Source organism: Streptomyces angustmyceticus, assembly GCF_040701845.1.
Taxonomy (GTDB): Bacteria; Actinomycetota; Actinomycetes; order Streptomycetales; family Streptomycetaceae; genus Streptomyces; species Streptomyces angustmyceticus_A.
This window is the reverse complement of sequence record NZ_JBFBHQ010000012.1, coordinates 94,202-115,249: the sequence shown is the minus strand read 5'-3', so window position 1 is coordinate 115,249 and position 21,048 is coordinate 94,202. Positions and strand designations below refer to the sequence as shown.

General features: G+C 73.1%; 14 protein-coding genes. 5 read left to right on the top strand and 9 right to left on the bottom strand.

The features are described from left to right. Positions 1 to 251: 251 nt before the first annotated feature. From AB0411_RS24085 to rpsA, 4 genes are all read right to left on the bottom strand, one after another. Entirely contained in the window at positions 252 to 590 is a 339-nt protein-coding gene (locus tag AB0411_RS24085; RefSeq protein ID WP_366419397.1) for a cupin domain-containing protein, read from the bottom strand. A gap of 173 nt (positions 591 to 763) precedes the next feature. Next, entirely contained in the window at positions 764 to 1,354 is a 591-nt protein-coding gene (gene coaE / locus AB0411_RS24080) for a dephospho-CoA kinase (protein WP_366419355.1), read from the bottom strand. A 342-nt stretch (positions 1,355 to 1,696) separates the two neighbouring features. Continuing rightward, complete coding sequence (locus AB0411_RS24075; protein ID WP_366419354.1) at positions 1,697 to 2,650, bottom strand: PAC2 family protein; 954 nt, start codon at positions 2,648 to 2,650, stop codon at positions 1,697 to 1,699. Positions 2,651 to 3,271: 621 nt separating this feature from the next. Continuing rightward, positions 3,272 to 4,792, bottom strand: a complete 1,521-nt coding sequence (gene rpsA / locus AB0411_RS24070) for a 30S ribosomal protein S1 (protein WP_129296945.1) — start codon at positions 4,790 to 4,792, stop codon at positions 3,272 to 3,274. A 378-nt stretch (positions 4,793 to 5,170) separates the two neighbouring features. On the opposite strand from rpsA, the gene AB0411_RS24065 reads away from it, so the two are divergent. Together AB0411_RS24065 and AB0411_RS24060 are read left to right on the top strand one after the other, a co-directional pair. Beyond that, a complete protein-coding gene (locus AB0411_RS24065) occupies positions 5,171 to 5,992 on the top strand; it encodes a class I SAM-dependent methyltransferase (protein WP_366419353.1) in 822 nt (273 codons plus the stop codon). Positions 5,993 to 6,603: 611 nt separating this feature from the next. After that, entirely contained in the window at positions 6,604 to 9,660 is a 3,057-nt protein-coding gene (locus AB0411_RS24060; RefSeq protein ID WP_366419352.1) for an ATP-dependent helicase C-terminal domain-containing protein, read from the top strand. A gap of 51 nt (positions 9,661 to 9,711) precedes the next feature. On the opposite strand, the gene AB0411_RS24055 is transcribed toward AB0411_RS24060, so the two are convergent. The 3 genes from AB0411_RS24055 to AB0411_RS24045 all read right to left on the bottom strand — a co-directional run bounded on the left by AB0411_RS24055 (position 9,712) and on the right by AB0411_RS24045 (position 12,991). Then, entirely contained in the window at positions 9,712 to 10,728 is a 1,017-nt protein-coding gene (locus AB0411_RS24055; protein ID WP_366419351.1) for a DUF3068 domain-containing protein, read from the bottom strand. 111 nt (positions 10,729 to 10,839) lie between these two features. Beyond that, positions 10,840 to 10,974 (bottom strand): SPW_0924 family protein, encoded by a 135-nt coding sequence (locus tag AB0411_RS24050; RefSeq protein ID WP_311623378.1) that lies wholly within the window; start codon positions 10,972 to 10,974, stop codon positions 10,840 to 10,842. A 244-nt stretch (positions 10,975 to 11,218) separates the two neighbouring features. Beyond that, positions 11,219 to 12,991, bottom strand: a complete 1,773-nt coding sequence (locus AB0411_RS24045; protein WP_366419350.1) for a lytic transglycosylase — start codon at positions 12,989 to 12,991, stop codon at positions 11,219 to 11,221. A gap of 151 nt (positions 12,992 to 13,142) precedes the next feature. On the opposite strand from AB0411_RS24045, the gene AB0411_RS24040 reads away from it, so the two are divergent. Beyond that, positions 13,143 to 14,075: a DUF4184 family protein gene (locus AB0411_RS24040; RefSeq protein WP_366419349.1), complete on the top strand. Its 933-nt coding sequence runs from the start codon at positions 13,143 to 13,145 to the stop codon at positions 14,073 to 14,075. 49 nt (positions 14,076 to 14,124) lie between these two features. On the opposite strand, the gene AB0411_RS24035 is transcribed toward AB0411_RS24040, so the two are convergent. Next, complete coding sequence (locus AB0411_RS24035) at positions 14,125 to 14,826, bottom strand: rhomboid-like protein (RefSeq protein WP_366419348.1); 702 nt, start codon at positions 14,824 to 14,826, stop codon at positions 14,125 to 14,127. A gap of 190 nt (positions 14,827 to 15,016) precedes the next feature. Then, positions 15,017 to 17,755 carry a DNA polymerase I gene (gene polA / locus AB0411_RS24030; RefSeq protein WP_366419347.1) on the bottom strand — a complete coding sequence of 913 codons (2,739 nt, stop codon included), beginning with the start codon at positions 17,753 to 17,755 and terminating at the stop codon, positions 15,017 to 15,019. A 273-nt stretch (positions 17,756 to 18,028) separates the two neighbouring features. Here polA and AB0411_RS24025 point away from each other — a divergent pair, with 273 nt between their 5' ends. Together AB0411_RS24025 and AB0411_RS24020 are read left to right on the top strand one after the other, a co-directional pair. Further along, positions 18,029 to 20,314, top strand: coding sequence for an FdhF/YdeP family oxidoreductase (locus AB0411_RS24025; protein ID WP_366419346.1), 2,286 nt, complete (start codon positions 18,029 to 18,031; stop codon positions 20,312 to 20,314). A 117-nt stretch (positions 20,315 to 20,431) separates the two neighbouring features. Beyond that, positions 20,432 to 20,905 carry a PaaI family thioesterase gene (locus tag AB0411_RS24020; RefSeq protein ID WP_366419345.1) on the top strand — a complete coding sequence of 158 codons (474 nt, stop codon included), beginning with the start codon at positions 20,432 to 20,434 and terminating at the stop codon, positions 20,903 to 20,905. Positions 20,906 to 21,048 lie beyond the last annotated feature (143 nt).

The following is a 21,048-nucleotide window of genomic DNA, read 5'->3' as shown; positions in this document are numbered from 1 at the left end:
GGGCGGTGCACAAAGTTCACGAAGGGCAGGCAAGGCGGCGGAGGACAAGGCCGCCGGGAGGAGGCAAAGCAGCGTGGAGGGGAGGCAAAGCAGCGGGGGGGGGAGGCAAGGCGGCGGGGACACGCGGGCTGGGGGCGAGTCATGACCCGACCACCTAGGCGCCATCCCCTCACCGCCGGCCGGCTCCCTACGGACTCCCGTCCGCCCGCCCACCCGGTCGGGCCCGCTCCCCCGGGAGCGGGCCCGCGTCCCTACAGGCTGATGTGGTACGCCTTGCGCAACGTCTCGTGGACGGTCCACTGTGTGCGGTCGCCTTCGCGCAGGACGCAGGCGTCGCCGGGGCCCACCTCCAGCACCGGGCCGCCCTCGACCTCGATGGTGGCGCGCCCGCTGACGACCACGAACAGCTCATTGGCCTCGGTGTCCGTGACCACACCCGGCGTGATCTGCCAGATTCCGCGGATCTGCTGCCCATCGGGGGACTCCCACAGCACCTTGCCCGTCACCACCGGCTCGCCGGCGACGATCTGAGAAGCCTCCAGCGGTTCCGGCTCCAGATCGCTGTCCGCAATGCCGGGGATATTGACCACGAACGATGCGGGCGCCGCGTCGCCGGCAACGGGCGCCGTGGTGGACGCGGACTCGGAAACCGAGCCGGGGCCGTGGTCGGATCCGGGCTCCGTGGTGGTGGCGGACTCGGTGGCGGAGGTCTGGGCGTCAAAGCCGGAAGGAGCAGTCATGGCGGCGAGGGTACCTTCCGCCCTCAGGCGCTCCGCAGCCGCTCCCATACGGCGCGGACCTGGGGTTCCAGCGCCTCCAGCGGTCCGTCGTTGTCGATGACGAGGTCCGCGACGGCCAGCCGCTGTTCACGGGTCGCCTGGGCTCCCATCCGGGAGGTCGCCTCGTCCTGCGCCATGCCGCGCAGCCGTACCAAGCGGTCCAGTTGGGTCCGCGGCGCGGCGTCGACCACGACGACAAGGTCGTAGAGCGGGGCAAGGCCGTTCTCCGTCAGCAGCGGGACATCGTGCACCACCACCGCGTCCGGCCCGGCCGATGCTTCGAGTTCGGCCGACCGTGCCCCCACCAGGGGGTGCACGATCGCGTTCAGCGCCTTCAACTTCTCGGGGTCGGCGAACACGATCCGGCCCAGCTTCGGCCGGTCCAAGGTGCCGTCCGGCGCGAGGACGTCGCCTCCGAACTCCTCGACCACAGCCGCCAATCCGGGCGTACCGGGCTCGACGACCTCACGTGCGATCTTGTCCGCGTCCACGATCACCGCGCCGTACGACGCCAGCAATCGCGAAACCTCACTCTTGCCCGCGCCGATTCCGCCGGTCAGCCCCACCTTCACCATGGGCCCACGCTATACGCTGCGCCCGCGCGGCAGGCGGCCAGGAGTGCCCGGCTTCGAGCAGACCCCCATCGCATCCGAATCCGACCTCGCCCGAACCCGACTTCGCCCAGATCCGGCCTCGCTCAGATCCGCCCTCGACCAGACGTCAGCCCTCACTCAAATCCAGCCCCGCCGGAACGCCAGCCGCGCCGAGACACCAGACTCGCTCAGCCTGCGCCCACGCAGGAACTACAGCCCCACTCAGCCTCCACCCCCGCCGAGACTCTGGCCACGATCAGCCCCCAGCCCGCGCCGAATCCGACCGAGCTCAGACCCCGCCCGCGCCGAATCCGACCGCCGCGCTCAGATCCCGCCCGCGCCGCCTTCCCCCTCGCGCTCCGCCAGGAAGCGCTCGAACTCCCTGCCGATCTCGTCGGCCGACGGCAGTTCCGCCGGCTCGGCCACCAGGTTGCCCCGGCTCTCCGCCCCGGCCACCGCGTCGTACTGATGCTCCAGCCCGCTGACCAGCGCGACCAGTTCCTCGTCCCCCTCCGAGATCTGCCGCTCGATCTCCTCCTGCGTCCGCAGTGCCTCCGTACGCAGCGAATGCGCGGCGCCGGGAAGCACCAGCCCCGTCGCGGCCGTTACGGCTTCCAGCGCCGTCAGCGCGGCGTCGGGGTACGCGGACCGGGCGATGTAGTGCGGCACGTGCGCCGCCACGCCCAGAACGTCGTGGCCCGCCTCCGCCAGCCGGAACTCGATCAGTGCTTCCGCGCTGCCGGGCACCTGCGCCTCGTCGAAGAAGCCGCCGTGACCGGGCATCAGGTCGGTGCGGTTGCCGTGCGGGGTGATGCCCACGGGACGGGTGTGCGGGACGCCCATGGGGATGCCGTGGAAGTTCACCGAGAGGCGTACGCCGAGGCGCTCCACGATCTCCTTCACGGCGCCCGCGAAGCGCTCCCACTCGACGTCGGGCTCGGGCCCGGACAGCAGCAGGAACGGCGCGTCGGTGGTGTCCCGTACGAGCCGCAGCTCGATGCTCGGGGTCTCGTACGCGGTCCAGCGGCTGCGCTCGAACGTGAGAAGCGGGCGGCGGGCGCGGTAGTCGACGAGTCGGTCGTGGTCGAAGCGGGCGACGACCTGGTTCGGCAGACCGTCCAGCAACCTCTCCACGATCTGGTCGCCGGTCTCGCCGGCATCGATGTACCCGTCGAAGTGGTACAGCAGCACCAGTCCGGCGGAGTCCCTGGAGGCAATCGCCTCGACCTCCGCGAGCCCGCTCGGCTCCCATTCGTACAAACCCTGGGGATCCAACACAGTGACCGCTCCTCCTCGTTCTCATCAGCGGCAACGCACGATCCCACGCGAGCATTCCCGACGACGCGGACGCCCCCGTCCCCCTCACCCCTTGCCCCGGCGCCCCGACACCTCAACACGCCCTCCGGCCGGCCTCACGCCGGTTCAGGGACGCGACTCGCCTGCGCAGGCGACGAGTTCACCACTCCCCTCCACCCCGTGCCGGCGCGTCACCTCCCCCGCCCAGGTCATCGGCTCCACTTCGCCCTACGTCCGCGAGGAATGCGCGCAGGATGCACGAGCGAGGGGGCGCGCAGAGGGAACAGCTCACAAATACGCCGTGCAGGGTGCCCCTACGAGGGGTCAGCAGGCGCGAGACAGCCCCGCACGGTGCGGCACGCGGCCCGGGGCAGCACCCCTCTTCCCCCGATCCCCGGTCTTCCCCGATCCCCAGGCACCCAGGCATCCAGGCACCCAGGCACCCAGGCCCAACCTGTCCAACGAACGCCCCCCGCCCCACCCCGCAAGGCCGTGCCGCCACCGCCCCCTCCCCCGAACACGCCGAAGGCCCGCCCCCCGGAGGGGACGGGCCTTCGACTATCGGCTAGTGCCTAGCAGCGGGCCGCTGCTGTTGGCGCAAGCTCAGCTCTGGCCGCCGGCCAGCTTCTCGCGGAGGGCGGCGAGGGCCTCGTCCGACGCCAGGGCGCCGGAGTTGTCCGCCGACTCCGAGGAGTAGGAGCCGCCGCCGCCGGCGTTGCCGCCGCCGGTCTGGCCGCCACCCTGCGCCGCCGGTGCCGCAGCACCCTCGGCCGCAGCCTGCTCGTCGGCCTCGCGGGACTTGATGACCTGAGCCTGGTGCTGCTCGAAGCGCTGCTGCGCCTCGGCGTACTGGTTCTCCCAGGCCTCGCGCTGGGTCTCGTAGCCCTCGAGCCAGTCGTTGGTCTCGGGGTCGAAGCCCTCGGGGTAGATGTAGTTGCCCTGGTCGTCGTAGGACGCGGCCATGCCGTACAGGGTCGGGTCGAACTCGACGGCCGACGGGTCGGCGCCGAAGGACTCGTTGGCCTGCTTCAGCGACAGCGAGATCCGGCGACGCTCGAGGTCGATGTCGATGACCTTGACGAAGATCTCGTCGTTGACCTGGACGACCTGCTCCGGGATCTCGACGTGGCGCTCGGCCAGCTCGGAGATGTGGACCAGGCCCTCGATGCCCTCGTCGACGCGCACGAACGCACCGAAGGGAACGAGCTTGGTGACCTTACCCGGGACGACCTGACCGATCTGGTGGGTCCGGGCGAACTGCTGCCACGGGTCTTCCTGGGTCGCCTTGAGCGACAGGGACACGCGCTCGCGGTCCATGTCGACGTCCAGGACCTCGACCGTGACCTCCTGGCCGACCTCGACGACCTCGGACGGGTGGTCGATGTGCTTCCAGGACAGCTCGGAGACGTGGACGAGACCGTCGACGCCGCCCAGGTCCACGAAGGCACCGAAGTTGACGATGGAGGAGACGACGCCGGAGCGCACCTGACCCTTCTGGAGGGTGGTGAGGAAGGTCTGGCGGACCTCGCTCTGGGTCTGCTCCAGCCAGGCACGGCGGGACAGGACCACGTTGTTGCGGTTCTTGTCCAGCTCGATGATCTTGGCCTCGAGCTCCTTGCCCACGTAGGGCTGAAGGTCGCGGACGCGGCGCATCTCGACCAGGGAGGCCGGGAGGAAGCCACGGAGGCCGATGTCGAGGATGAGACCACCCTTGACGACCTCGATGACGGTACCGGTGACGATCCCGTCCTCTTCCTTGATCTTCTCGATGGTGCCCCAGGCGCGCTCGTACTGGGCACGCTTCTTCGAGAGGATCAGGCGGCCTTCCTTGTCCTCCTTCTGGAGGACGAGGGCCTCGATCTCGTCACCGACGGCGACGACCTCGTTGGGGTCGACGTCGTGCTTGATCGAGAGCTCGCGGCTCGGGATCACACCTTCGGTCTTGTAACCGATGTCGAGCAGGACCTCGTCCCGGTCGACCTTCACGATGACGCCGTCGACGATGTCGCCGTCGTTGAAGTACTTGATCGTCTCGTCGATCGCGGCGAGGAAAGCTTCCTCGTTACCGATGTCGTTGACCGCAACCTGCGGGGTGGTGGCGGTGGTCTCGGTGCTGCTCGTCATGTGGGAAAGGGCTCCGGTACGGACATTGAAGTCGTAGGTACTGCTACGCCGAGAGCCCGTATCGCCTCTGCATAAGCCGGACAGTGTCAAAGACGTATCCACTGGTAGCCCGCGAATGCCGAAGCATTCTGAGCGACCTGCAACGCCTCAAAACCGAGGGGACATACATACAGATGCGAGCGCGGCCTGCTCCGTCTGAGGCGCGCAAGCCCGCAGCGCAACTTGTAGCATACGGGGGCAGCCGGACCCGGTCAATGCGCGAACGCGCACACCCGGGGCAGAACGCCCCATAACCGGCACACGCGATGTTCCGCGAGGTCGAACGGCCTCACAGTCCCTGCAGCTACAAGCAGAGCGAACACTACGACGACGGGCGCGATGAACCAAGAGCACGAGCCGGAGGCGACTCGCCGTGACGCCTCCGACACCGAAAGCAGCCGCGCCAGCCGGGGCTGGTGGGACAGCAACGCGGACGAGTACCAGGGCGAGCACGGCGCCTTCCTCGGGGACGACCGGTTCGTCTGGGGCCCCGAGGGGCTGGACGAGGCGGACGCGGCGCTGCTCGGGCCGGCCGCCGACCTGAAGGGGCGCCGGATCCTGGAGATCGGAGCCGGTGCGGCGCAGTGTTCCCGCTGGCTGGCGGCGCAGGGCGCGCTCCCGGTGGCGCTCGACCTCTCCCACCGGCAGCTGCAGCACGCACTGCGGATCGCCGACGGGTCGCCGGACGACGCCACCCAGCTGGTCGAGGCGGACGCCGGGGCACTGCCGTTCCGCGACGCCGGCTTCGACCTCGCCTGTTCCGCGTACGGGGCGCTGCCGTTCGTCGCCGATCCGGTGCGGGTGCTGCGCGAGGTGCGGCGGGTGCTGCGGCCGGGCGGCCGGTTCGTCTTCTCCGTCTCCCATCCGATCCGCTGGGCCTTCCCCGACGAGCCGGGACCCGAGGGGTTGTCGGTGGGGGCCTCCTACTTCGACCGCACGCCGTACGTCGAGCAGGACGAGTCCGGCCGGGCCGTGTACGTCGAGCATCACCGGACGCTGGGCGACCGGGTGCGCGACGTGGTGGCCGCCGGGTTCCGGCTGGAGGATCTCGTCGAGCCGGAATGGCCGGAATGGAACACCCAGGAGTGGGGCGGCTGGTCCCCGCTGCGGGGGCATCTGATCCCGGGGACGGCGATCTTCGTGTGCGCGGCGGAGGGTTAGGGCCCGCTGCGGACGCCGGAATCCCGTTGCGGAGGGTTGGGCCATTGGGGTCCTGGCCGCGGGCGCAGCGGAAGCGGAGCAGGGTTCCAGCGACAAAGCGACAAAGGGCCGAGTCCGGGGCCGAGCGGCAGCCGGATGCTCCGGATGGATCCGCCGGCCCTGCTCGGAGCGGTGGGCTCCGGCCCCGCTCGTCGCCTCCGGTGTGGCCCCTGGGACCCGTGTGGCCCGGTGCGGGGCCCGTGTGCGGTCCGGTTGGGCCCACGGCTCGGATCGGACTCGTAGGCGTCGCATCGGCCCGTCACCCGTATCGGCCCGTCAGCCCGTATCCGCCCCGAGGCTCCGTGCCCCGACCGCCGCAGGCCGACCCGGACGACCTCAGACCGGCGGACCGGCGGACCGGCGGACCGGCGGACCGGTTTGAGCCGCCCCGCTCGGCGATAGCAGCCCGGGCCGCCCTACCCCGGCGATGGCGGACCGGGGGCGGGCGCCCAGGGGGTGGACGCCCGAGCTGACCGGCCCGCGGTGGCGGATCCGGCAAGGCCCTCGGCCCGGTGGTGCCTCGCCCCGGGGCAGCCGGACGGTGGGGACCGTCGGGGCGGCAGACTGGGGGCGTGATCCGTCGTGATGTTCTTGATCAGTTGCCCGTGCGTACGGCGCTGCCCGCGCTGCGGTCCGCCCTCGACGGGCGCGGTGCCGCGGTGTTGTGCGCCCCGCCGGGCACGGGCAAGACGACGCTGGTGCCGCTGGAGCTGGCGGGGCTGGCCGGTGAGGGGCCGGGGCGGCGGGTGCTGGTCGCCGAGCCGCGGCGGATCGCGGCCCGTGCGGCCGCGCGGCGGATGGCCTGGCTGCTGGGCGAGAAGGTCGGCGACCGGGTCGGGTTCACGGTGCGCGGGGAGCGGCGGGCCGGGCCGCGTACCACTGTGGAGGTGGTGACGACCGGGGTGCTGCTGCAGCGGCTGCAGCGGGATCCGGAGCTGGCGGGCGTCGATGTGGTGGTGCTCGACGAGTGCCATGAGCGGCACCTCGACGCCGATACCTCCGCGGCGTTCCTCTTGGACGTACGGGAGACGCTGCGGCCCGAGCTGCGGCTGGTGGCGGCGTCGGCGACGACGGATGCCGAGGGGTGGGCCGGGCTGCTGGGCGGCCCGGCCGGCGCGGCGCCGGTGGTCGAGGCGGCGGGTGTGTCGCATCCGGTGGCGGTCGTGTGGGCGCCGCCGGAGCGGCCCGTGAAGCCGGCGCACGGGATGCGGGTCGATCCGGCACTGCTGGCGCATGTGGCGGCCGTGGTGCGGCGGGCACTGCACGAGCAGGCGGGCGACGTGCTGTGCTTCCTGCCCGGTGTCGGGGAGATCGGGCGGGTTGCCGGGGAGCTGGCGGGGGTGGACGCCGAGGTGCTGCAGGTGCACGGGCGGGCTCCGGCCGAGGTGCAGGACGCGGTGCTGGCGGGCGGGGGCGACCGGCGCCGGGTGGTGCTGGCGACGTCGGTGGCCGAGTCCAGCCTGACGGTGCCGGGCGTGCGGGTGGTGGTGGACAGCGGGCTGGCGCGGGTGCCGCGGACGGATCATGCGCGCGGGCTCAGCGCGCTCACGACCGTGCGTGCCTCCCGGGCGGCGGGCCGTCAGCGCGCCGGGCGGGCGGGGCGCGAGGCGCCGGGTGCGGTGTACCGCTGCTGGTCGGAGGGCGAGGACGGGCGGCTGCCCGCGTTCCCCGATCCGGAGATCAAGGTCGCCGATCTGACGGCGTTCGCCCTGCAGTCGGCCTGCTGGGGCGATCCGGCGGCCTCCGGGCTGGCCCTGCTCGATGCGCCGCCGGCCGGTGCGCTGGCGGCGGCGCGGGAGGTGCTGACGGCGATCGGTGCGGTGGACGAGGCCGGCCGGGCGACGGAGCGGGGCGTCCGCATGGCGAGGCTGGGGCTGCACCCCCGGCTGGCGCGGGCCCTGCTGGACGGCGCGCCGGAGGTGGGTGTGCGGCGCGCCGCCGAGGTGGTGGCCCTGTTGAGCGAGGAGCCGCCGCGGGCGTACGGGGACGATCTGGCGGGTGCGTGGCGCACCGCGCGGCGGGGCGGCGACGCGTACGCGGCGAGGTGGCGGCAGGAGGCGCGGCGCTTGGCGTCGGCGGCGGGTGAGCGGCGGGCCGGGGCGGCGGGAGCGCGGACGGAGGCGGGCGCGAGGGGCGGGACGGACTCGGACGCCGACGCGGGGGCCCTGGCAGGCTCGGACGCTCAGGCGGCCCCGGCAGGCTCGGATACCCGCACGAGGGCCGAGGCAGGCTCGCACGCCCAGGCAGCCGGGCCGGACGCGGGCGTCCGCTCCCGCTCGGGTGCCGGCGCCGATGGCTCCGGCGCGGGCGGGAACGGCCGGGGCGGCACGAGCAGGAGCGGCGGCAACCACGACGGGACCGGCCGGGACCGGACCGGCCCGCGCGGACGCCCCGGCGCCCGGCAGGACCGGGACACCGGCGGAGGCACGGACCGCCGGGCGGAGGCACAGGGCCGGGCGGGTACGTCCGCCGCCCCGACGGATGTGGTGACCCGCAGGGATCGCGAACGGGCCGGCAGTGGCCGCGAAGGCACCGGCAGCAGTCATGACGGCGCCGCCGGCGGCCCCGCGACGGCGGGCAGCGACGATGCCGTCGCCGGGCTCATCGCCGCGTTGGCGTTCCCCGAGCGGGTGGCGCGTGCCCGGGGGGCCGGGAGTTATCTGATGGCGTCGGGGACGGGGGCCGAGCTGGCGGGGGCGGGTGCGGGCTCCGCGGGGCGGGCCGGATGGGGGCGCGGCCCGGGGGCTCCGGGCGGGGGCGCCGGGTCGGGGCTGCGGGATGCGGGGTGGCTGGCGGTCGCGGTGGCGGACCGGCCGGTGGCGGCGGTGTCCGCGCGGGTGCGGCTCGCGGCGGTGATCGACGAGGAGACGGCGTGTGCCGCGGCGCGGGCGTTGTACGCCTCGGGCGAGGAGGTGCGCTGGTCGGACGGGGACGTCGTGGCCAGGAGCGTGACGCGGCTGGGGGCGATCGAGCTGGCGTCGCGGCCGCTGTCCGCGCCGGACCCCGGGCTGGTGCGGGACGCGGTGGTGTCGGGGCTGCGGAAGGAGGGGTTCGGTCTGCTGCGGTGGGCGCCGACGGCGATCTCGCTGCGGCAGCGGATGGGGTTCCTGCACCGGGAGTTGGGCGCGCCGTGGCCCGATGTGTCGGACGCGGCGCTGCTGGAGCGGGTCGAGGAGTGGCTGGGGGTGGAGCTCGGCCGGGCGCGGCGGCGGGCCGATCTGGCGCGGGTCGATGCGGGGCAGGCGCTGTCCCGGCTGCTGCCGTGGGCGACCGGTGACGCGGCGCGCTTCGATGAGCTGGCGCCGGAGCGCATCGAGGTGCCGAGCGGTTCGCGGGTGCGGGTGGACTACGACGGCGAGCAGCCCGTACTGGCCGTGAAGCTCCAGGAGTTGTTCGGCCTGCAGGAGTCGCCGCGGGTGGCCGGCGGGCGGGTGCCCGTGCTGGTGCATCTGCTGTCCCCCGCGGGGCGTCCGGCTGCCGTCACGGCGGATCTCGCGTCGTTCTGGCGGGACGGATACCGGTCCGTGCGCGCGGAGTTGCGCGGGCGCTACCCCAAGCATCCGTGGCCGGAGGACCCTTCGGCGGCCGAGCCGACCCGGCACACCTCGGCGCGGCTCAAGCGGGGCTGAGCGCGGGGCCGGAGGGGCGCGGAGGCGGCTCGCCGATGTCATGTGTCCACGTTACGGGCCGGCACCGACAACGCCGTCGCCGCTCGACGGCGGCGCGGGGACGGGTGGCGGGGCGGCCGGGGTGCGGGGGCGGCGGCCGCGGGCTTCGAGGTGCAGGCTCAGGGCGAGCAGCACGGCGCCGAGGGCCAGGAATCCCCAGGGGAGGTAGCTGGTGAGCAGCAGGACGAGGGTGCGTTGCGAGGTCACCAGGGCCACGGTGGAGTCGATGTAGTCGGCGCGCATCTTCACATGGCCGGCGAACGCGGTGACCTTGCCGCCGCCGGGCAGCAGATCGCCGCCGCGCAGCTCCTCCTGGTGGATCTCCTCGCCGTTGACCGGTGCGCCGGTGACGGGCTCCACCCAGAACATCCGCTTGGTGGTGTACCAGCGGGTGGTGCCCATCTTCTCGACGGACCGGGGGGTGATGCCCTTGACCGGCATCTTCTTGGGGAGGGCGACCCTGGTCCAGGGGACGGTCTGCTCGAAGTAGTAGACCTCCAGGCCGTGGAAGGTGCGGGTCCCCTTGTAGTGGATGGGCGCCGAGGTGCGGGTCTGGGCGTCGAAGTAGGCGTAGTCGCGCTTCTCGGTGAGGAACGGCCACTTGAACTCGATGCCCTCGCGGCGGACCGGGTCGCCGTCGACCATCTCGCCGGTGGCGTGCACGGGTTCCTGGGAGTGTGCGTCGAAGAGGTAGCGCTCGGGGATCTCGGAGACCATCTTGCCGTCGGGGCCGACGACGTAGGACAGCGCGTCCCAGACGACGACGTCGCGGCCCGCGGACTGCTCGATGCGCTCGGAGGCGGCGACATCGCCCTTGAGGGTCTGCACGATGGTGACCTTGGGGACGCGCTCGGCCTTCATCGTCCCGTAGTCGAGGAGGGTGGCGGGCTCGGCCTCCAGGACCATGTCCTGGTACTGGCCGGGCGGGATCTTGGCGAGCCGGGGGAAGGCGTACCACCGCATCAGTGGTGACAGGGCGGTGAAGAAGACGGCGAGGGCGAGCAGTACCAGGCTCGCCGTGCGGCGCATGCCTCGTGCTTCTCGGCGCCGGCCGGGGCGGGCGGTGCGGGAGTCGGCCGGGGGTGCGGGGGCGGACTCCCCCGGGGGCTCGGTGCGGCGCATGGCGGTGGCGTCCCTCCGTCAGGGGTGCTTGGGGACGGTGGTGAGCAGCGGCTTGGGGGAGGTCGTGCCGCCGGGTGCGCCGGTCGCCGTGAGGGTGAGGACGAGGGCGAGCGCGGCGGCCAGTCCGGCCGCGGCTGCTGTCAGGGCGCGCATGATCGGCCTCCCGAGAGCTGATGCAGCGTCAGGGCGGGGGCACCGTAGCAACGGGCGGCCGAGATGAGAACACGTGGCACCGCCGTCCCGCCCCGGACGGAGGGCGGAACGGCGGTGACGGGCCGGCGCGGTGGCCGGCCCGGCTGACCGGCCGGCCGTGGCGGCGGACCGGGTGGCGCGGTACGGGACCGGCGGTGGAGCGGGGGTGGGCAGGGCCCGGCCGGGGTGACGGACCGCGGTGCGGTCAGGACCCGGCCGGGGCGACCTTCAGTTTGACGGTGAGGACGGCGCCGTCGGCGGTGGTCAGCCGCAGCAGGAACGTGCCGGCGTGCTTGTCGGTGTAGATCTTCGGGAGCTTCAGGAGGCCGTTGGCGTCCGTGGTGAGCCCGGTGAGGGTGCGCACCGGGTCGTCCTTGTCGTCGCCGGTGGCCTCGGGGTCCTTGAAGTAGGGGCCCTTGTCGTTCTCCTCGGGCCTCGGTCCTGCGGTGATCATGGTCGCGGTGATCGCCACGCCCGCCGCGGCCTTGCCCTGGTAGGTGGCCTCGACCTCGACCGCGTCCTCGGCGAAGGGCTGTCCGGCGGTCGCCGTCAGCTCCTTGTCCGAGGTACGGGCGATCTTGTCGGCCTTCGGGGCCGGCTTGGCCTTGACGGTGGCGCCGAAGGCGACGGCGGGGGCGGTGCGGCCCACGGCGGTGGCCCGGACGGTGAAGGCGCCGGCCTTGTCGCCCGCACGCAGGGTGGGGGCGGTGGCGAGGCCGTCCTTGTCCGTGGGGACGGTGACGGTGGTGGCGCCACCGGGGAAGCGGGCGCCGGTGGACGCGGGCAGGGTGAAGCGGACGGGGGCGCCGGCGACGGCCTTGCCCGCGGCGTCCTTGGCGCGCACCTGCGGCGACGTGGCGAACTCGCCGCCGGCGGTGGCGCTCAGGTCCTGGTCGCCGACCCGTTCGAGGACGGTGAGCCGGGCGGGCTCGGTCGGCGGCTTCGGGGCGGGCGGCGTCGGGGTGGGCTTCGGGGCGGGCGTCTTCGTGCCGCCCGGGGTGGAGCCGGTGCCGTGGGAACCGCCGGGCCTGCCGGGGTGGTTCGGCTTCCCGGTCGTGCCCGGGTGGCGGTCCGGAGCGCCGGAGCCGTGCTTGTGGTGCGTACCGCCGCCGTGGTTGCCGCCGGTCCGGCCCGCGCCCCCGCGGTGCACCGGCAGGACGCCCCGGCCGTCCGGCACCTCGTGGGTGCCCTTGCGGTAGAACGCGTACCAGGACAGCACCGTGCGCAGGTAGTCCTCGGAGTCGTTGTAGCCGAGTATCGCCCGGTCCAGGTCGTCCTGGGCGGACAGGTCGCGGCCGCCGGCGCAGAGGTAGTGGCCCGCGGCGAGCGCGGCGTCGAAGACGTTGTGCGGGTCCTTCTTGCCGTCGCCGTTGCCGTCGGCGCCCCAACCGGCGCCGTCGGGGCCGCCGTTGGACCAGGTGGAGGGGATGAACTGCATCGGGCCCACGGCACGGTCGTGGGTGAGGTCGCCGTCGTAGCGGCCCCCGTCGGTGTCCGTGATCAGGGCGAAGCCGTGGCCGTTGAGCTGCGGGCCGATGATCGGCTGGAGGGTGGTGCCCTCGGCGTCGACGGCGCCGCCGCGCGCCTGCCCGGACTCGACCTTGCCGATGCCGGCGAGCAGTTGCCAGGGCAGCCGGCAGCCCGGGTCGGTGGCGTGGACCACCGATGCGGCCTTCTTGTACGCGGCCAGGACGCTGGCGGGCAGGCCGGCCTCGGCGGGCCCGGTGGCGACGGCGGCGCTCTGGCCGCGATCGTGCTTCTTGTGGTGCGGCGCGGGCCTGTTGAGGGGCGGCCGGTCGGTGAAGTACGCCGAACCGCCGTCGATGGGGGTGTCGGCGGGCGGGGCGGGTTGCTGCTTCCGGTCGGCCGCGGTCTCGGTGAGGGCCGGTGCCTGAGAGGCCGTCAGCGCGGCGAGCGCCAGGGCCACGGCCGTCGAGGCCGCTCCCCTGTGGAGCCGCCGTCGGAATGTGGCTGCCATACGTGGTCCCCTCCGCGTTGCCCCACCGCGCTCCTGACGCGGTGTTGCGCTCCCCAGCGCTCCAACTCAGGTGACACTACGACAACTCGGGCCAGGCATCTACCACCAACATCGGACACATAATGATCTGAATCGATCCAGGAGAGGTGCCATGCCCTTTACGCTCAGTCATGCCGCGGCCGTGCTCCCGGCCATCCGGCGGACCGGCGCGGCACGTGGTCCGTTGCTCGCCTCGGCGCTCGTGGCGGGGTCGTTCGCACCCGATATGACGTACTACGCGGACAGCCTGGTTCCGGGCGGTATGGCCTTCGGCGAGGTCACCCACTCGCTGACCGGTGTGCTGACGGTGGATGTGCTGGTCACCGTGGCGCTCGTGGGCGGATGGCTGCTGGTGCGCGAGCCGTTGACCGCGCTGCTGCCCCGGGCGTGGCAAGGCCCGGTCCACACCGTCGTCCGCGGCCGGCCACGGCGGGCCCGGGGACTTCGCGAACTCGCCTTGCTGGTGGGCTGGTTCCTGGTCTCGGCGGTCCTCGGGGCGGCGACCCATGTGGTCTGGGACGCGTTCACCCACCCGGGCCGCTGGGGCACCCGGCTGGTTCCCGGCCTCGGCCGGGTGGTGGGCGGCCTGCCGGTCTGCACCTATGTGCAGTACGGCACCTCGGCGCTCGCTCTGGCGGCGATGGGCGCGTTTGCGTGGCAGGCCCTACGGGGGCGCGGCGGCACCGGCGGTCCCATGGCTGCCGGGGCGGCCGTGCCGGTCGCGGTACCGGTGCTGACCGTACGGGCGCGGCTGCTGCTGACCGCCCCGCTCGTGCTGTGCGTGGCGGCCGGTGCCGTGCACCGTGTCCTGCGGGCGCGCGCCGTCTACGGTCCCACGGCGGCCTGGCTCGACTACCTCCCGACCGTGCTCTTCGGCGCCGGGGCCGGCCTCGCCCTCGGGCTGCCGCTCTACGCGGTGGCCGTACGACTGCTGCACCGCCGCACCCGGGCAGCCGACGCCATGGGCCTGCCGCCGGCGCCCCTGGCGGTGTCGCCGTCGGGCGCTGCGGCCGCGTCACGGAACACGTCGCCCGGCGCCGAGTGACGGCCCCCTTGGCGCCTGTGGGGTACCCACGCGCGGGGCACGCGCAGGGCTACTCGACCAGTGCCGGGCCCGGTTGCGGCACCGGGGCCGGGGCGGCGCGCCGGGCGGCCCGCAGCAGGCAGGCTCCGCAGACGAAGCCGATGGCGGCCGCCAGCAGATGTCCGACGGTGGTGAAGTCGGGCAGCTCCCCGCTCCAGTCGCCGCCGAGCACCGGCCAGGCGACGACGCCGGCCGCCGCGGGCCACCGCGCCCGGCGCAGCAGGAGCGCGCCCGTCGCAAGCACCGTCTCGGCCCCGTAGCTGATGCCGAAGTCGGCGGCGTGCCGGACGTTGTCCGGGTACCAGCCGTGGGCGAGGGCCACGTGGATCAACGGCACGGTCAGCAGCGTGGCGGCGAGATGCCCCAGGACGAAGAGAGCGTAGGCACGCCCCGCTCCGTACCGTCGCTCCAGCCACGCCAGGCACACCATGACGCCGAGACCGAGCGTGATCAGCGTGCCGGCGAAGGCCTCTGAGGTGATCTCGGTCAGCGTGCCGTCGAAGAACAGCAGGCTGCCCGCCAGTACACGGACCGGACGGTCCTGCAGGTTGTCCAGATTCGTACTGACGCCGAGCACCACACGCCGTGCCTCCGCGGTGGACAGCACCGCGGTGCACCACAGATGGGTCGACAACAGCAGTCCGGCATAGCCGGCCGTGACCGGGCTGCGGGAGACATAGGTGCCCAGGGCTCGGGCCACACGACGTATCACGGAGTGATCAAAGCAGAGGCCCTTGAGGTGGACAGGATCCATGACGCGTCGGGCGACGACCGCTTGGGGGCCACCGTCGAGCAGACCGGAACCGGGCGCGACCCGGCACGGTGCGGGCCGGGTTGCGTCCGGGCTGCGTGGCCGGATGCGGCGGCGGGGCGCCCGCGCCGCACCCGGCCCGCTTGCCGGCTCAGTGCGCCGCCGACTCCCAGTCCTTGCCGGAGCCGACCGAGACGTCCAGCGGGGCGCGCAGCTGGACCGCCGCGGCCATCTCCCGGCGGAGCAGTTCCTCGACCTTCTTGCGTTCGCCGGGGGCGACCTCGACGACGATTTCGTCATGGACCTGGAGCAGCATCCGCGACCGCAGCTCCGCGGCCCGCAGCGCGGCGTCCACCCGCAGCATCGCGATCTTGACGATGTCGGCGGCGGTGCCCTGGATCGGGGCGTTGAGCGCCATCCGCTCGGCCATTTCGCGGCGCTGGCGGTTGTCGCTGTTGAGGTCGGGGAGGTAGCGGCGGCGGCCGAGCATGGTCTCGGTGTAGCCGGTGGCGCGGGCCTCCTCGACGACGCGCTGGAGGTAGTCGCGCACCCCGCCGAACCGCTCGAAGAAGTTGTCCATCAGCTTGCGGGCCTCGTCGGGCTGGATGCCCAGCTGCTGGGAGAGGCCGAACGCCGACAGGCCGTAGGCCAGGCCGTAGGACATCGCCTTGATCTTGCGGCGCATCTCCGGGTCGACCTGGGTCGTGTCGACCGAGAAGACGTGCGAGGCGACGGTGGTGTGCAGGTCCTCGCCGGAGGTGAACGCCTCGATCAGGCCCTCGTCCTCGGAGAGGTGCGCCATCACCCGCAGTTCGATCTGGCTGTAGTCGGCGGTCAGCAGCGACTCGAAGCCCTCGCCGACGACGAAGCCGCGGCGGATCGCCCGGCCCTCGTCCGTACGCACCGGGATGTTCTGGAGGTTGGGGTCCGTGGAGGACAGCCGGCCGGTGGCGGCGACGGTCTGGTTGAAGGTGGTGTGGATCCGGCCGTCGGCGGCGATGGTCTTGATCAGGCCCTCGACGGTCGTCCGCAGCTTGGCCTGCTCACGGTGCCTGAGCATGATCACCGGGAGTTCGTTGTCGGTCTGCGCCGCCAGCCAGGCCAGGGCATCGGCGTCGGTCGTGTAGCCCGTCTTGGTCTTCTTGGTCCTGGGCAGGCCCAGCTCCCCGAAGAGGACCTCCTGGAGCTGCTTGGGCGAGCCGAGGTTGAACTCGTGGCCGGCGGCGTCATGCGCCTCCTTGACGGCCTGCTGCACCGCGCCCGCGAACTGCTGCTCCATCCGCTCCAGCCAGCCCCGGTCGGCGGCGATACCGGCCCGCTCCAACCGGGCCAGCAGCTCGCTGGTCGGCAGCTCGACATCGCGCAGCAGCTCGGCCGCGCCGACCTCCGCCAGCTTCGTCTCGAACGCCGTGCCCAGGTCGAGGACGGTACGGGCCTGCCCCATCAGGGCGTCCGCCTCGGCCTGCTCGTCCGCGCCGAACGCCAGCTGGCCGTCGCCGGCCGCGGCCGGGGCGAGATCGCGCCCCAGGTATTCGAGGGACAGCGCGTCCAGCGCGAAGGAACGACGGCCGGGCTTGACCAGGTAGGCGGCCAGGGCGGTGTCCATGGAGACGCCGTCGATGGTCCAGCCGTGCTCGCCGAAGACCCGCATCAGGCCCTTGGCGTTGTGCATCACCTTGGGGCGGTCGGCGTCCGCGCTCCAGGCGGCGAAGGCCCGCTCGTCGGCCTCGTCGAGCTGCGACGGGTCGAACCAGGCGGCCGGGCCGCCGGGGGCGGCGAGCGCCACTTCGGCGACGCTGCCGCTGCCGAGCGTCCAGACGTCGACCGTGGCCACGCCCAGCGGGCCGGTGGCGTGTTCGGCCAGCCACGGAGCGAGTTCGCCGGCGCCGATGACCGTGCCGTCCACTTCGACGCCCGGCGCGGGGGCCGCCTCCTCGGCGGCCTCGGCCGCTCCGGGGTCGACGGCGTGCAGCCGGTCGCGCAGGCCCTGGTTGCGGATCTCCAGGGAGTTGAGGAACACCGTGAGCGCCTCGCGGTCGTACGCCTCGCGGGTCAGCTCCGCCGGGCCGCACGGCAGCGCGACGTCGCGCACCATCTCCGTCAGCCGGCGGTTGAGCTTCACGGCGTCGAGGTGCTCGCGGAGGTTGGCGCCCGCCTTGCCCTTGACCTCCTCGGCCCGCTCCACCAGCTCGGCGAACGAACCGAACTGGTTGATCCACTTCGTGGCGGTCTTCTCGCCGACGCCGGGGATGCCGGGGAGGTTGTCCGACGGGTCGCCGCGCAGCGCGGCGAAGTCCGGGTACTGGGCGGGGGTCAGGCCGTACTTCTCGTAGACCTTCTCCGGGGTGAAGCGGGTCAGCTCCGAGACGCCCTTGGTGGGGTAGAGGACCGTGACGTCGTCGGAGACCAGCTGGAAGGAGTCGCGGTCGCCCGTGACGATCGAGACCTCGAAGCCCTGGGCGGTGGCCTGCTCGGTGAGCGTGGCGATGACGTCGTCGGCCTCGAAGCCCTCGACCGCGAACCGCTTGACGTGCATCGCGTCGAGCAGCTCGCCGATCAGCTCGACCTGGCCCTTGAACTCGTCGGGCGTCTTGGAACGGTTCGCCTTGTAGTCGGCGAACTCCTCGGACCGCCAGGTCTTGCGCGAGACGTCGAAGGCCACCGCGAAATGCGTGGGCGCCTCGTCGCGCAGGGTGTTCGCGAGCATCGACGCGAAGCCGTAGATCGCATTGGTCGGTTGCCCCGTGACGGTCGTGAAATTCTCCACGGGCAGGGCGAAGAACGCCCGGTATGCCATGGAATGCCCGTCCATCAGGAGCAGTCGGGGACGGCCGCCCGCCGCCGCCTCGGTGCCGGTCGCTTCGCTCTTCTTCGCTGCCTTTGCTGCCACGCCCCCGATCCTGCCACGCCCCACTGACAATCCCCGCCGCGAAGACCACCGCTCCGTGCCGTGGCCGGTCCCCGGACCACTGCCGGACACCGCCGGGACCGGCCCCGTACCCGGCCCGGACCTGCCCCGGAGCCCCGTCGGACGCACCCCGCGACCGCCCGGCGCGCTCGCCCCTACACCGCCCCACACGTCCGTGACAGGATCGGATGTGTACGGCAACGATCCGCCGCGCCCGGCGGATCGAGCACCGCATCACGGCTCGAGGAGAGCGCCATGGCAGGCAAGCCGCCCGCATCGGATCCCGTCCAGGACGCACCCGAGGTCAGCGCACCCCAGCACTCCGCCGTCGGGCTGCCGGCCATCACCCACGCCCTGCGCATCTCCCAGCAGCAGATGGGCGTCCGCCGTACCGCCCTCACCCTCCTGCGGGTCAACCAGCGCGACGGATTCGACTGCCCCGGCTGCGCCTGGCCCGAGCCCGACAAGCCGCACACCGCCGAGTTCTGCGAGAACGGCGCCAAGGCCGTCGCCGAAGAGGCCACCCTGCGCCGCGTCACCCCGGACTTCTTCGCCGCCCACTCCGTCGCCGACCTCGCGACCCGCAGCGGCTACTGGCTCGGCCAGCAGGGCCGCCTCACCCACCCCATGTACCTGGCCGAGGGCGCCGACCACTACGAGCCGGTGACCTGGGAGCGGGCCTTCGACCTCATCGGCGAGGAGCTGACCGCCCTCGACTCCCCCGACGAGGCCGTCTTCTACACCTCCGGCCGCACCAGCAACGAGGCCGCCTTCCTCTACCAGCTCTTCGCCCGCGAATTCGGCACCAACAACCTCCCCGACTGCTCCAACATGTGCCACGAGTCGTCGGGCTCCGCACTGACGGAGACCCTCGGCATCGGCAAGGGCAGCGTCCTGCTGGAGGACCTCTACGAAGCCGACCTGATCATCGTCGCCGGGCAGAACCCGGGCACCAACCACCCGCGGATGCTCACCGCCCTGGAGAAGGCCAAGGCCGGCGGGACGAAGATCATCTCGATCAACCCGCTGCCCGAAGCCGGCCTGGAACGCTTCAAGAACCCGCAGACCCCGCGCGGCCTGGCCGGCGGCGGCACCGCGCTCACCGACCTCTTCCTGCAGATCCGCCTCGGCGGCGACCAGGCGCTCTTCCGCGCCCTCAACCGCCTCCTCCTCGACACCGACGGCGCCCTCGACGAGGACTTCATCCGCACCCACACCCACGGCTTCGAGGAGTTCGCGGGGCGGGCCCGCGCCGACGACGACTGGGACGAGACGCTGCGCGCGACCGGCCTGACCCGCGAGGAGATCGAACGCGCGCTGGCCATGGTCCTCGGCTCGCGCCGCACCATCGTGTGCTGGGCGATGGGCCTGACCCAGCACAAGCACTCCGTCCCCACCATCCGGGAAGTGGTCAACTTCCTCCTGCTGCGCGGCAACATCGGCCGCCCCGGGGCGGGCGTGTGCCCCGTGCGCGGCCACAGCAACGTCCAGGGCGACCGCACCATGGGCATCTTCGAGCGGCCCGCGCCCGCCTTCCTCGACGCCCTGGAGAAGGAGTTCGGCTTCGCCCCGCCCCGGGAGCACGGCCTCGACGTGGTCCGCGCCATCCGCGCCCTGCGCGACGGGCAGGCCAAGGTGTTCTTCGCGATGGGCGGCAACTTCGTCTCCGCCACCCCCGACACCGACGTCACCGAGGCCGCCGTGCGCCGCGCCCGGCTGACCGTCCATGTCTCCACCAAGCTCAACCGCTCGCACGCGGTCACCGGCGCCCGCGCGCTGATCCTGCCGACGCTGGGCCGCACCGAACGCGATCGGCAGGCCGGCGGCGAGCAGTTCGTGACCGTCGAGGACTCCATGGGCATGGTGCACACCTCCCGCGGCCGCCTGGAGCCCGCGAGCCCCCAGCTGCTGTCCGAGACGGCCATCGTCGCCCGCCTCGCCCGCCGCGTCCTGGGCGCGGACAGCCGCACCCCCTGGGAGGAGTTCGAGAAGGACTACGCGACGATCCGCGACCGCATCTCCCGGGTCGTCCCGGGCTTCGAGGACTTCCAGGCCAGGGTGACCCGCCCCGGGGGCTTCGCCCTCCCGCACGCCCCCCGGGACAGCCGCAGCTTCCCCACCGCCACGGGGAAGGCCAACTTCACCGCCGCGCCCGTCGAGTACCCCGCCGTCCCCGAGGGCCGGCTGCTGCTGCAGACCCTGCGCTCCCACGACCAGTACAACACCACCATCTACGGCCTCGACGACCGCTACCGCGGCATCAAGAACGGCCGCCGGGTCGTCCTCGTCCACCCCGACGACGCCCGCGAACGGGGCCTGGCCGACGGCGCGTACACCGACCTGGTCAGCGAATGGACGGACGGCAGCGAGCGGCGCGCGCCCGGCTTCCGCGTGGTGCACTACCCGACGGCACGCGGCTGCGCGGCGGCCTACTACCCCGAGACCAATGTCCTCATCCCGCTGGACCACACCGCCGACACCAGCAACACCCCCGCGGCCAAGTCCCTGGTGATCCGCCTGGAGAGCCCCCGCGAGGACTGACCGCCACCGGGCCGGGCGGGCGGGAACAACCACCCCGCGCTGAGCGCTTGCTCAGGGGCCTGATAGGAACAGGCAGGGATCGACGACGATCACGGGCGAGCGAACGGAGCCAGGGGCATGGGTGAGCAGAGCACGACCACGTTTCCGCAGGAGATCCTCGACCAGTGGGCCGGCCTCGGCCTCGACCTGCCGTCCTTCTTCTCCGCCGGTCACCTCGGCGAGCGGATGAGCGTGCAGGTCACCGAAGCCGCCCCCGAGCGCGTCGTCGGCACCATGCCGGTCGAGGGCAACACCCAGCCCTACGGGCTCCTGCACGGCGGCGCCTCCGCCGTCCTGGCCGAAACCCTCGGTTCCGTCGGCTCCATGCTGCACGGCGGCCCGACCAAGATCGCGGTGGGCGTGGACCTCAACTGCACCCACCACCGCGGCGCCCGCTCCGGGCTGGTCACCGGCGTCGCCACCCCCGTACACCGCGGCCGGTCCACCGCCACCTACGAGATCGTCATCACCGACGAGCAGGACAAGCGGGTCTGCACCGCCCGCCTGACCTGCATGCTGCGCGACACGGAGCCCGACGTCTACCGCGGCTGACTTCGATCGGCGGACCTCCCGCCCACGGCCCCGCACCCGGATCCCGGGAGCGGGGCCGTCCGCATTCCCGTGACACTGCGTGACAACCGCGCCCCGCGGCTCCGGCCCCAACTCCCGTCCCCCGTACCGGCCCCGGCGGCGCC

Coding starts and splice junctions, on each gene's coding strand:
- AB0411_RS24040 (WP_366419349.1), top strand. CDS start 13,143: ATGCCCTTTACGCTCAGTCATGCCGCGGCCGTGCTCCCGGCCATCCGG.
- AB0411_RS24050 (WP_311623378.1), bottom strand. CDS start 10,974: ATGCGCGCCCTGACAGCAGCCGCGGCCGGACTGGCCGCCGCGCTCGCC.
- rpsA (WP_129296945.1), bottom strand. CDS start 4,792: ATGACGAGCAGCACCGAGACCACCGCCACCACCCCGCAGGTTGCGGTC.
- AB0411_RS24045 (WP_366419350.1), bottom strand. CDS start 12,991: ATGGCAGCCACATTCCGACGGCGGCTCCACAGGGGAGCGGCCTCGACG.
- AB0411_RS24025 (WP_366419346.1), top strand. CDS start 18,029: ATGGCAGGCAAGCCGCCCGCATCGGATCCCGTCCAGGACGCACCCGAG.
- coaE (WP_366419355.1), bottom strand. CDS start 1,354: ATGGTGAAGGTGGGGCTGACCGGCGGAATCGGCGCGGGCAAGAGTGAG.
- AB0411_RS24065 (WP_366419353.1), top strand. CDS start 5,171: ATGAACCAAGAGCACGAGCCGGAGGCGACTCGCCGTGACGCCTCCGAC.
- AB0411_RS24020 (WP_366419345.1), top strand. CDS start 20,432: ATGGGTGAGCAGAGCACGACCACGTTTCCGCAGGAGATCCTCGACCAG.
- AB0411_RS24055 (WP_366419351.1), bottom strand. CDS start 10,728: ATGCGCCGCACGGCGAGCCTGGTACTGCTCGCCCTCGCCGTCTTCTTC.